Here is an 11,347-nt window from a genome sequence, read left to right as displayed (position 1 = left end):
CGTTCTTTGACTTCATTGGGCGGACCGAAGCGACTCGAGGGGCTAGGCGCTGGAGCTGGATTAAGAAACCACAAGTAGTTATCCATAACTAAATTATTTTATAATTTCCTAAACAAAGAAAAAAGGAGGGTTTCCCCTCCCTTTTTCCAAAACAATCATTTATAATATGAGCTTGCGCAATTGATTGTTATTCGACGATTTCCAAGAAAATCTTCTTTTGCTGTGATGATCCTGCTGCATAGACTACTGTTCGAATTGCCTTTGCAACGCGGCCCTGCTTTCCGATGACTTTGCCCATATCACTTTTGTTGACGGAAAGCTTATAGGTTACGCGCTGATCCTCTTCCTGTTCCTTCACATGAACATCTTCCGGAAAATCAACAAGGGGTTTCACGATCGTCTCAATTAATTCTTTCATGGGCGCGTCCACAATTATTTGCTAAGTTTTGCGTTGTGGAATTTTTCCATGATTCCTTGCTTAGAGAACAAGTTCCGCACTGTATCAGAAGGTTTAGCTCCATCTTTCAGCCACTTTAGAACTAGCTCTTCGTTGAGTTCAACGACTGCTGGTTGAGCAACTGGATTGTAAGTTCCTACAGACTCGATGAAACGGCCGTCACGTGGTGAACGGGAATCAGCTACTACAATACGATAGAAAGGAGATTTTTTAGCTCCCATACGTTTTAAACGAATTTTTACTGCCATTTTAATTAAGCACCTCCGAATAGTTTCACACAAGATAAAATAATACCAAATTGAAAACAGCTTGTAAAGGTTTTTTTCTTTACAGACTGAAAATACCTGAATTTACAAGTTAAAAAGGGTTAAATGGCAACTTCAAGCCGCCCTTTTTCTTGCCTTTTTGCTGCATATTCGTCATCTGTTTCATCATCTTTTTCATATCCTCGAATTGTTTCAGAAGACGGTTTACTTCCTGAATGGAGGTCCCGCTTCCTTTCGCGATCCGTTTGCGCCTGTTAGCATTGATGATTTCCGGATGAATTTTTTCATTGCCTGTCATCGATTGGATGATCGCCTCAACATGTGAGATTTGTTTCTCGTCAATTTGAAGATTGTTCATGCCCTTGATTTTGTTTGCACCAGGCATCATTTTCAGGATTTCATCCAACGGCCCCATTTTCTTAACCTGGGCAAGCTGATCCAGGAAATCATCAAGGGTAAAGGATGCGGTGCGCATTTTTTGCTCAAGTTCTTTTGCTTTTTCCTCATCGACGTTTGCCTGAGCTTTCTCAATCAGTGTAAGGACGTCGCCCATACCAAGAATTCGTGATGCCATTCTTTCCGGATGGAACGCTTCCAGTGCATCCAGTTTTTCTCCAAGACCTACAAACTTAATCGGCGTATTTGTCACAGCGCGGATAGAAAGTGCTGCACCGCCTCGGGTATCGCCATCAAGCTTTGTCAGGACTACCCCTGTCAAGCCAAGCTGTTCATTGAAGCTTTGAGCCACATTGACAGCATCCTGCCCTGTCATCGCATCGACAACAAGGAAGATTTCGTCTGGCTTGGAAAGCTCTTTGATCTGCTTCAGCTCATCCATCAGTTTTTCATCCACATGGAGTCGGCCAGCAGTATCGATTAGCACATAGTCATTATGGTCTTCCTTTGCTTTGGCGATCGCCTGTTTTGCGATCTCGACGGGGCTTACCTGGTCGCCTAGGGAAAATACCGGCATGCTAAGCTGTTTGCCCAGCGTTTCAAGCTGCTTGATCGCCGCTGGACGGTAAATATCCGCAGCTACAAGCAATGGCTTTCGATTGTATTTTTTGCGAAGAAGATTGGCAAGTTTTCCGGTTGTCGTCGTTTTACCTGCACCTTGAAGCCCGACCATCAAGATGACGGTCGGCGGGCGATTGGAAACAGTAATCTTGCTTTGTTCCCCACCCATTAACTCAGTAAGTTCTTCTTTCACAACCTTGATGACCTGCTGGCCTGGAGTCAGGCTTTTCACGACTTCCTGGCCAACTGCTCTTTCAGTAACTTTTTTCACGAAATCCTTTACTACCTTAAAGTTAACGTCAGCCTCTAGAAGAGCCAGACGGACCTCTCGCATCATTTCTTTTACATCCGCTTCGGAAACCTTTCCTTTGCCGCGGATTTTTTGCATTGTATTTTGCAGTCGGTCGGCCAATCCTTCAAATGCCATAGCATGTGCCTCCCTAGTCTAGTTTCTCAAGCTCGGCTATCATTTCAGTAAGAACATGGCTGTTTTCGTCATTCCCGATAAGCTGTTTCATTTTTTCAATCAGCTCGATTCGTTTCTGGAATTTGTCAAACAGCAATAATTTTTCTTCGTACTCCTCGAGCATCGCTTCCGTGCGTTTGATGTTATCGTATACAGCCTGCCGGCTAACATCATACTCCGCGGCAATTTCCCCAAGTGAGTAATCATCAAGATAGTATAGTGCCATATAACTGCTTTGCTTTGGAGTCAGCAATGCCTGATAAAAATCATACAAATAATTCATGCGGTGTGTTTTCTCAAGCATTCGGATTCCCCCATGTTAAGTGAAATACCTTTACATTAAGAGTTTACACACGTTTTTCTTCGCTGTCAAGAAAAGTTCTTTACAGCAATTTGCCTGTAAATCAAGATTCTTCAGCTGCTTCTGCTTCTACTAAGTCCGCGAATAGACCATAAACATATCTTTCTGCATTGAATTCCTGCAGGTCATCCATTTTTTCGCCAAGTCCGACATATTTCACTGGAATATGGAGCTCTTTGCGAATCGCCAGCACGATCCCACCCTTGGCCGTTCCATCAAGCTTCGTCAGCACAATGCCGCTTACGTCGGTTGCTTCCTTAAATGTCTTCGCCTGAATCAGTGCGTTCTGGCCCGTAGTTGCATCGAGTACGAGCAAGACTTCTTGCGGCGCACCCGGTACTTCGCGTTCAATGACACGCTTTACTTTTTCAAGCTCTTTCATAAGGTTGACCTTATTCTGCAATCTGCCAGCAGTGTCACAGATCAGAATATCAGCTTTCCTTGATTTCGCAGATTGGATCGCATCATACATGACCGCAGCAGGATCTGACCCTTCCCCCTGCTTGATCACATCCACTCCTACACGCTCGCCCCAGACTTCGAGCTGCTCAATCGCACCAGCGCGGAATGTATCTCCAGCAGCAAGAAGGACCTTCTTACCTTCCCTCTTGAGTTTATGGGCAAGCTTGCCGATCGTCGTAGTTTTGCCGACACCATTGACTCCAACAAATAGGATAACCGTCAATCCATCTTCCTGAATGTTCAGGTGGAATGATCCGTCATTCGTTCCATTTTCGTACATTTCAACAAGTTTCTCGGAAATGACAGCTTGGACTTCCTTCGTATCCTGGATATTGCGTCGCTTAACCTCTTTCTTCAGTTCCTCGACTAATTCCATCACCGTTTCAAATCCAACATCTGCCTGGATGAGGATTTCTTCAAGCTCTTCAAAAAATTCCTCATCCACTTTACGATACCGGGATACTAGATCATTCACTTTACTAGTAAAATTATCCCTCGTTTTTGTCAGGCCCTCTCTAAATTTCTCTGAGACACTCTCAGTCTGGGACGATAATTTTTCTTTCAATTTTTTGAAAAAACTCATAGTCCATCGCCTTTCTCATTCCATTTTTACAAGTTCTTTTGAATCCTCCAGCCGGACGGATACAAGTTTTGAGACGCCCGATTCCTGCATTGTGACACCATACAGGACATCCGCTTCTTCCATTGTTCCTTTTCGGTGGGTGATAACGATAAATTGTGTTTCCTCACGGTATTTTTTCAAATATTGGGCGAATCGATATACATTCGCTTCATCCAATGCCGCTTCGACTTCATCGAGAATGCAGAATGGGACAGGCCGAACCTTGAGGATCGAGAATAACAGAGCGATCGCTGTTAATGCACGCTCACCGCCAGATAACAGACTTAGGTTCTGAAGCTTTTTTCCTGGTGGCTGGGCAACAATTTCAACCCCAGTGTTCAGCATGTCATCCGGATGAGTCAGCCGCAAGTCTGCTCTTCCGCCGCCAAACAACGCTTGAAACACAGTTTCGAAATGAGAGCGGATACCAGTGAATGTCTGCTCAAAACGCTTCTTCATTTCCTTGTCCATTTCCTCGATGACTAGGAAAAGCGTGTCCTTTGCTTCCTGGAGGTCGTTCTTTTGCTCTAGCAGGAATTCATAACGCTCAGATACTCGTTCGTATTCCTCTACTGCGCCAAGATTGACCGTTCCCAGTTCTTCTATTGCCAGTTTGATGAGCCTCACTTTTCGTCTGGCTTCCTCAGCCGGGATCGTCAGTGGATACTGTTCTTTCGCAGCTTCATAGGAAAGCAGATACTCTTCGCGAAGATGAGCAAGCTTATTGTCCAGCTCCACATCGAGTCTGTTTAATTTCACTTCCTCATCCTTAAGTGCTTCATTGACGCCTTTTTGCAGCCTTCTTAACTCCTTAGACTCCAATTCCACATCGATAAGTCTGTTCTGAAGCTCATGTCGCTCCTGCCTTCTGGTGGCGATTAGCTTCAGCGTCTCATTTTTATCCTGCAGCTTATGCTTTGCTGCTTCTTCCAAATTCGTTTCTCCAGAGGAACTATCCGTCATCTCTGAAGAAAGAAGAGACAAATCTTCTTTCAGCTCGGATAATTTATCTGATTGTTCATCTGCCTGCAAGCTTGCCGAATCTAGTTTTTCCTTCATATGCGAAAGCTGTTCTCTCTTTGCAGCCAAGCTGATTTTCAAATCACTGATTTCAGAAACAAGCGTCTCCTTGGAGGTGGTATTCGTTTTTTTTAGCTCTGTCAATCTTTCTATTTCCTTATCGAGTTGAACGAGTGTCTGACGATACTTCTCCAGCAGCTCATCCAGTTCTGCCAGCCTTGTTTGCAGCTTTGCCTTATCTGTATCAAGCTGGGTCTTTTCAGAATCATAGATCGATAACCGTTCATTACTGTTTTTCTGTTCCAACTCAACTTCCCGAAGATCGCCTTTAAGAGCCTGCTGTTTGAAGCGAAGCTCTTCTCCAGTTTTCCGGAGTTCTGCAAGCCTTGCTTCACTAGATTGCATATCAGCCTTTAATGCTTTTACCCGCAATTCCTGCGCCCTGGTTTTCTCTTCCATGTCAGCCAGCTTGTTGGTCAAGTCCTCTAATTCACCTTTACGGCTTAAAAGGGATGAGGACTTTTGTTTCACTGCGCCTCCCGTCATCGATCCACCAGGGTTGACTACGTCGCCTTCAATGGTTACAATCCGGCTGCGATATTGCAGCATTTTCGCTATTTCATTGGCACCCTTCAAATCTCTTGCAATCATGACATTCCCGAGCAGGTTTTTTATCACCTCGGCATATTTTTGATCATATTGAATCAAATCAGCAGCAGTGCCGATATAGGCACTGTGTCCTGAAAGAAGGGATAGCTGGGCACCAGTCAGATACTTGCCCTTGATGATGCTGAGAGGTAGGAAGGTTGCCCGGCCAAATGATTTCCGTTTTAAAAACTGGATGGCAGCTCTTGCGTTTTCTTCCGTCTGGACGACAATATGTTGCATAGCACCGCCAAGTGCCGTTTCCATTGCGGTTTCAAATTGCTTAGGCACCTGGATCAATTCGGCAATGGCTCCTTCTACCCCCTGCAGTTGGGTATTCCTAGCTTTCAACACTTCTTTGACTCCCTGATAGAAGCCGGAATAGTCTTCTTCCATTTCCTCCAGCATTTCTTTCTTCGATTTCGCCTGCTGGATGAATTGGTATGCTTGATACAATATTTTCTCTTGCTTCTCGTAATTACTTCTTAGCGATTCCAGTTGCTTCTGCTCGCGAAAATAAAGCTTGACCTGTTCTTCCAATTCCAGCTGTAAGGAAGCTGCGTTATTTTCGATTTCAGCTTTTCTTTCATTGATTTCCTCGCGGATCGATACGAATCGATCATTTTCTTGATCCAGTCTGGCTCCCTTGACAGCAAGCTGCTGCAGTTGCTGCTCCATATAAACTTTTTCGTTTTTGGCTCCTGCCTGTTCGTTAAGCACCTCGATGTAGTCACTTTTGATGGAGTCGATCTTAACCTCAACATCTTCGCTATAAAGCGTTAATTGCTCCTGTTTTTCCTGAAGTTGTCTTTGCAGCAATCCAGCCTCCGCTGCCAATTCAGCAACTGATTGCTTATAATTCGCCTTTTGTTCTTCAAGGCTGGCAATCGCCAATGTCAATTCCGCTATATTCTTCTCAAGCTGACCTTTATTTTGCGAGGCATTTTTTTTGCGCTCCTTAAGTACTTCCCGCCTGCCTTCCAGCTTTTCGAGTTCCTCGCTAGCATGCAGAAGGACATTCTGTAGATCACTGACCGATTCATCGAGCGAAACTAACTGATCGCGCATTTTTTCGATTTCAGCTTCTTTACTGCGAAGAATCGCAGACTGGTTTCGTTCATCTTCCTTATGCAGTTCCAGTTGTCTTGAAAGCTGCTCCCAGCGTCCATGAAGATCCGCTATTTCATAAGCGGTCAGCGCTACTTCAATTTGTTCCAGTTCTTCTTTTTGCTGGAGATAATCCTTTGCAATCGATGCCTGGATTTTTAACGGCTCTACCTGGGTCTCCAACTCATGGATGATGTCTGTTACACGGTTTAAGTTTTCCTGGGTTTCAAACAGCTTGCTTTCTGCCTTTTTTTTTCGCGATTTATACTTTAGGACTCCGGCCGCTTCTTCAAAGATCGTTCTTCGTTCTTCCGGCTTGCTGTTGAGAATTTCTTCCACCCTTCCCTGGCTGATGATCGAGAAGGCTTCGCGCCCAAGTCCGGAATCCATGAATAACTCCACAATATCCTTCAGTCGGCAATTTTGTTTATTTATTAAATATTCACTGTCTCCAGATCGATACACACGCCTAGTAACACTTACTTCGTTGTAATCAAGCGGCAGTGATTGGTCTTCATTATCAAGGGTTAAAGTGACTTCAGCAAAATTCAGCGGCTTTCGTGACTCACTGCCGGCGAAAATGATATCTTCCATTTTCACACCTCGCAGCGAACGGGCTGATTGTTCTCCAAGAACCCAGCGAATCGAATCGGTGATATTGCTTTTTCCGCTCCCATTTGGTCCCACGACTGCGGTCACGCCAGGAACGAATTCAACAGAGATTCTCTCGGCAAACGATTTAAATCCGACCACTTCTAATCGTTTTAAAAACAATAGGGCTCTCCCTTTCCATTTCACTTATTCTAAGATGTGTTAGGCACAACCATCTCGATTCTCCAAGCAAAGCTTTTTGGAAAATTGCAAGAGGTAGCCATTACGAGATGAAAATAACGGAAATCAGGCTTTTGTAAAAAATGAATGTCGTTAAGATACTTTGTCCTAATCTCCGTACCGTTCAGGCGAAGCCTCCATGTGGGACTTCAGCTTTTCAAGCGCCATCTGAGCAGCATGCTGCTCCGCTTCTTTCTTGGAGCGGCCAGTACCTGCACCCAATTCTTTGCCATTAAGGTAAACGCGGGATTCGAACTCTCTGCTGTGCGCTGGTCCAATCTCCTTCATGATCTTATAGTCCAGCGAGCCTGTTGCATCTCGCTGAACAAGTTCTTGAAGCTGGCTTTTAAAATCCATCACATGAGAAAAAGCACCGGCATTGATTTTTGGAAAAACGATCCCTTCCAAAAATGTAGTAACTGTATCAATTCCTTTATCAAGGTACATAGCGCCGATGAAGGCTTCGAACACATCGGCCAGGAGCGCTGGCCTTGTCCTGCCACCTGTCATTTCTTCGCCTTTTCCAAGTAAAACTAGTCCACCAAAGTCCAGTTCATTAGCAAAGTCCACAAGCGATGGTTCACAAACGACAGCCGCCCGAAGTTTTGTTAATTCTCCTTCGCTCATCATCGGATATTTTTTAAATAAAAATTGTGATACAGTCAGTTCCAAGACAGCGTCCCCGAGAAATTCTAGTCTCTCATTGTCCTCATGGGGCTTCCTGCGATGCTCATTCACATAAGATGAATGGGTAAAAGCCTGCTTCAATAATTTTTCACTATCAAAATGAATTCCAATTCTATCTTGGAATTCTTTGAATTTCATCTCCTTTGCGCGGATTTTCATCTTTTCTCTTTCTCTGCTACTATTGCGCATGATTAATTCCACCTTGCTCATAAATTAAAGCTGATTTTGATAAATTGCCGGATTACAATTCCATTTTACAAAAAACAATAGCCAAAAAGAAAAAAACTGGAAGAAAGCTCCGTTTTAAAAAACGGAGCTTCTCAGTGAATCGTACCATTACACTTGGCTATTTATGTAATTCACAGCGTCACCAACTGTACCGATTTTCTCAGCGTCGTCATCGGATATTTCCATGTTAAATTCGTCTTCCAATTCCATAACCAATTCAACAACATCAAGGGAATCAGCACCTAGATCATCTTTAAAAGATGCTTCTAAAGTTACTTGAGATTCATCTACTCCCAAACGGTCAACAATAATTTTTGTTACGCGTTCTAAAACGTCTGCCATGCTCGTTCACCTCCCCTCAAGCCATTATAGATGATTTTATATAAATAATAAATGGCTGTCCTTATTTTTTATTAAGTTCCGTCCTTTTTCAGGTGGAACAGACTTCTACATGACCATTCCGCCATCGACGTGCAAGGTTTGGCCGGTCATATAGGCACTATCTTCAGAAGCAAGGAAGATAACAGTTCGGGCAATATCCTTTGGTTCTCCAAAACGTGCCAACGGAATCTGTTTCAGCATTTCTGACTTTACGTCTTCATGAAGCTTATCAGTCATGTCTGTCGTGATAAAACCTGGTGCAATAGCATTCACTGTAATTCCTCTTGAGGAGAGTTCCTTCGCAGTGGTTTTCGTCAATCCAATTACCCCTGATTTTGCCGCAACATAGTTAGCCTGCCCAGGGTTTCCGCTCACGCCGACAATCGAGGAAATATTAATGATCCTGCCACTTCTTTGCTTCATCATTTGTCTCGTGACTGCTTTTGTGCAAAGGAAAACACCCTTCAGATTGATATTGATGACATCATCCCACTCGGACTCCTTCATTCTCATCAATAGATTATCTTTTGTTATACCCGCATTATTTACAAGTATGTCAAGCTTGCCGAAACGTTCGACCGCTTCCTTCACCATATTAGTCACGGAGTCTGCGCTAGAGACGTCAGCCTGAATCACAAATGCATCCCGGCCCATCGCTTTAATTTCATCCACCACTTCAAGTGCTTTTGCTTCACTGCCTGCATAGTTGACAGCGACAGAAGCACCTTCCCTAGCAAGTTCCAATGCAATTTCCCGACCGATTCCACGTGAAGCACCTGTGACAATTGCTGCTTTTCCTACTAGTCTCATTCCGTTTCCTCCTTCAATGCTGCAACGGCCGCCTCACAAGTTTCTGCATCATAGATTGCAAATGTCCTTGCAGACCGGTTCACTTTCTTCACAAGACCTGACAACACTTTACCTGGTCCAATTTCTACAAAAGTATCGACACCGAGTTCAAGCATCTTTGTTATAGAGTCCTCCCAAAGGACAGGGGAATAAAGCTGCTCTACCAGTCTTTTTTTGATCTCTGCTGCTTCTGTAATCGGTTCTGCCGTCACGTTAACGATCACCGGAATGGAGGCATCCGTAAGAGTTATAGTATCAAGCACAGACGCAAATTTCTCTGCTGCCGGTTTCATTAACGAAGAATGGAATGGCCCGCTCACATCCAACGGAATCACTTTTTTTGCACCTGCTTCTTTTGCCTTTGCTGAAGCCTCTTCCACTCCTTGTTTAGAACCAGAGATTACAATTTGTCCCGGGCAATTTAAATTAGCGAGCTGAACTGGATTGCCGTCTGCTGATACGATTTCGGTTACCCTTTGAAGCTTGTCGCGATCGATTCCCAAAACAGCTGCCATTGTGCCCTCTCCATTCGGCACTGCTGCTTCCATAAATTCTCCGCGTTTTCGGACTGCGTATACAGCATCCTCAAAGGATAACACCTCTGAAGCAACAAGTGCCGTATATTCTCCAAGGCTATGGCCTGCGGTGAAGCTTGGCTTGATTCCAAACTGGCTGAAATATTTCAGGATAGCAATGCTGGTTGTAAGCAGTGCAGGCTGGGCATTTACTGTAAGCGTCAGTTGTTCCTGTGGTCCTTCCGCAATCAATTTGCTCAAAGACTCCCCAAGGACTTCATCCGCTTTTTTAAATGTTTCAGAAACTATTTGCTCTGATGCAGCAAGTGCCTGCCCCATGCCGACAGTTTGTGATCCCTGGCCTGGAAATAAAAATGCGATTTTCCCCATGAAAGATTCCCCTTTATCGTTTACTTTATCCATTTGTTCCTACTGATTGTTGCTCTATCTTTTTTCAACTGCCGTCCTGATCGTGCCTGCAACATCATTTTCCACCATTTCTCTTGCCTGCCGGATGGAGTTAAAAACGGCATTCGCATCCGATGAGCCGTGTGCCTTAATGACCGGAGCTTTCAATCCGAACAATCCGGCACCCCCGTATTCGGTGTAATCCATTTTCTTTTTCAATTGTGTTAGGTCTGGCTTTAGGATTGCAGCAGCCAGCTTGCTTTTGAAGCTTGATGTCAATGCTGATTTCAGCATTTTAAAGACAGACATTGCCGTTCCTTCGATTGTCTTCAACACCATATTGCCAGTAAATCCGTCCGCCACGACCACATCCGCGACACCTTCCAGCAAGTCTCTTGATTCAACATTGCCGATGAAATGGATATCCGCATTTTTCAGTAATTCAAATGTGTTCCTTACTAATTCATTGCCCTTTTTCTCCTCTGTGCCGATATTCAGCAATCCAACCCTCGGGCGCTCAATCTTCCTTGCTTTCTGACTGTAGATCGAGCCCATGATCGCATATTGGACAAGATGCTCGGGCTTTGCGTCCGCATTCGCACCAACATCGAGCAGCAGAAAGCCTTCTCCTCCAATTGTTGGAAGGGTTGGCGCAAGTGCTGGCCGTTCTATGCCCTCGATCCGGCCAATTACAAACAAACCTGCTGCCATCAGCGCTCCAGTGTTTCCCGCTGAAATGCAGGCGTCTGCTTTTCCATCAGCTACCTGTTGCGCTGCGAGCACCATAGAAGCATTCTTTTTTCGGCGAACAGCCCTTACAGGTTCATCCGTTCCGAGGATGACCTCTTCGGTATGGAGAATTTCAATTCTTTCTTCCGCTGTCAAATACTCCCTGATTTTCTTCTCGTCTCCTACTAGGAGGATATGTATGTCTTTGAAATGCTCCACTGCTTTCATTGCACCGAGGACGATTTCTTTTGGTGCATTGTCCCCACCCATTGCATCTACTGCTAGCCTCATCGCTT

General features: G+C 44.6%; 11 protein-coding genes. All 11 read right to left on the bottom strand.

Annotated elements, in window-relative coordinates:
* Positions 1-187: 187 nt before the first annotated feature.
* The 11 genes from UB32_RS12815 to plsX all read right to left on the bottom strand — a co-directional run bounded on the left by UB32_RS12815 (position 188) and on the right by plsX (position 11,342).
* Positions 188-418: a KH domain-containing protein gene (locus tag UB32_RS12815; RefSeq protein ID WP_044394341.1), complete on the bottom strand. Its 231-nt coding sequence runs from the start codon at positions 416-418 to the stop codon at positions 188-190.
* 14 nt (positions 419-432) lie between these two features.
* Positions 433-705, bottom strand: a complete 273-nt coding sequence (gene rpsP, locus UB32_RS12810; protein ID WP_044394340.1) for a 30S ribosomal protein S16 — start codon at positions 703-705, stop codon at positions 433-435.
* Between the two features lie 109 nt (positions 706-814).
* The gene (gene ffh, locus UB32_RS12805) at positions 815-2,167 is read right to left on the bottom strand and encodes a signal recognition particle protein (protein ID WP_044394339.1); all 1,353 of its coding nucleotides are present in this window, start codon (positions 2,165-2,167) and stop codon (positions 815-817) included.
* Between the two features lie 13 nt (positions 2,168-2,180).
* Complete coding sequence (locus UB32_RS12800) at positions 2,181-2,510, bottom strand: putative DNA-binding protein (protein ID WP_044394338.1); 330 nt, start codon at positions 2,508-2,510, stop codon at positions 2,181-2,183.
* A 100-nt stretch (positions 2,511-2,610) separates the two neighbouring features.
* Positions 2,611-3,612, bottom strand: a complete 1,002-nt coding sequence (gene ftsY, locus UB32_RS12795; protein WP_044394337.1) for a signal recognition particle-docking protein FtsY — start codon at positions 3,610-3,612, stop codon at positions 2,611-2,613.
* A gap of 15 nt (positions 3,613-3,627) precedes the next feature.
* Positions 3,628-7,197, bottom strand: a complete 3,570-nt coding sequence (gene smc, locus UB32_RS12790; RefSeq protein ID WP_044394336.1) for a chromosome segregation protein SMC — start codon at positions 7,195-7,197, stop codon at positions 3,628-3,630.
* A 165-nt stretch (positions 7,198-7,362) separates the two neighbouring features.
* Positions 7,363-8,130: a ribonuclease III gene (gene rnc / locus UB32_RS12785; RefSeq protein WP_044394335.1), complete on the bottom strand. Its 768-nt coding sequence runs from the start codon at positions 8,128-8,130 to the stop codon at positions 7,363-7,365.
* A 147-nt stretch (positions 8,131-8,277) separates the two neighbouring features.
* Positions 8,278-8,511: an acyl carrier protein gene (locus UB32_RS12780; protein WP_044394334.1), complete on the bottom strand. Its 234-nt coding sequence runs from the start codon at positions 8,509-8,511 to the stop codon at positions 8,278-8,280.
* Positions 8,512-8,616: 105 nt separating this feature from the next.
* Entirely contained in the window at positions 8,617-9,360 is a 744-nt protein-coding gene (fabG, locus tag UB32_RS12775; protein WP_044394333.1) for a 3-oxoacyl-[acyl-carrier-protein] reductase, read from the bottom strand.
* The gene (gene fabD / locus UB32_RS12770; protein ID WP_044394332.1) at positions 9,357-10,304 is read right to left on the bottom strand and encodes an ACP S-malonyltransferase; all 948 of its coding nucleotides are present in this window, start codon (positions 10,302-10,304) and stop codon (positions 9,357-9,359) included. The genes fabG and fabD overlap by 4 nt, the downstream gene beginning before the upstream one ends.
* A gap of 54 nt (positions 10,305-10,358) precedes the next feature.
* Positions 10,359-11,342, bottom strand: coding sequence for a phosphate acyltransferase PlsX (gene plsX, locus UB32_RS12765; RefSeq protein ID WP_044394331.1), 984 nt, complete (start codon positions 11,340-11,342; stop codon positions 10,359-10,361).
* Positions 11,343-11,347 lie beyond the last annotated feature (5 nt).

This window comes from Mesobacillus subterraneus, from assembly GCF_000934845.1.
GTDB classification, from domain to species: Bacteria; Bacillota; Bacilli; order Bacillales; family Cytobacillaceae; genus Mesobacillus; species Mesobacillus stamsii.
Note: the sequence above shows the minus strand (reverse complement) of the source record. Positions and strands in the feature narration are given on the sequence as shown.

Bases quoted from the DNA above. Each gene is read 5' to 3' on its own strand.
- UB32_RS12815 (WP_044394341.1), bottom strand. From the start codon at position 418: ATGAAAGAATTAATTGAGACGATCGTGAAACCCCTTGTTGATTTTCCG.
- rpsP (WP_044394340.1), bottom strand. From the start codon at position 705: ATGGCAGTAAAAATTCGTTTAAAACGTATGGGAGCTAAAAAATCTCCT.
- ffh (WP_044394339.1), bottom strand. From the start codon at position 2,167: ATGGCATTTGAAGGATTGGCCGACCGACTGCAAAATACAATGCAAAAA.
- UB32_RS12800 (WP_044394338.1), bottom strand. From the start codon at position 2,510: ATGCTTGAGAAAACACACCGCATGAATTATTTGTATGATTTTTATCAG.
- ftsY (WP_044394337.1), bottom strand. From the start codon at position 3,612: ATGAGTTTTTTCAAAAAATTGAAAGAAAAATTATCGTCCCAGACTGAG.
- rnc (WP_044394335.1), bottom strand. From the start codon at position 8,130: ATGCGCAATAGTAGCAGAGAAAGAGAAAAGATGAAAATCCGCGCAAAG.
- UB32_RS12780 (WP_044394334.1), bottom strand. From the start codon at position 8,511: ATGGCAGACGTTTTAGAACGCGTAACAAAAATTATTGTTGACCGTTTG.
- fabG (WP_044394333.1), bottom strand. From the start codon at position 9,360: ATGAGACTAGTAGGAAAAGCAGCAATTGTCACAGGTGCTTCACGTGGA.
- fabD (WP_044394332.1), bottom strand. From the start codon at position 10,304: ATGGGGAAAATCGCATTTTTATTTCCAGGCCAGGGATCACAAACTGTC.
- plsX (WP_044394331.1), bottom strand. From the start codon at position 11,342: ATGAGGCTAGCAGTAGATGCAATGGGTGGGGACAATGCACCAAAAGAA.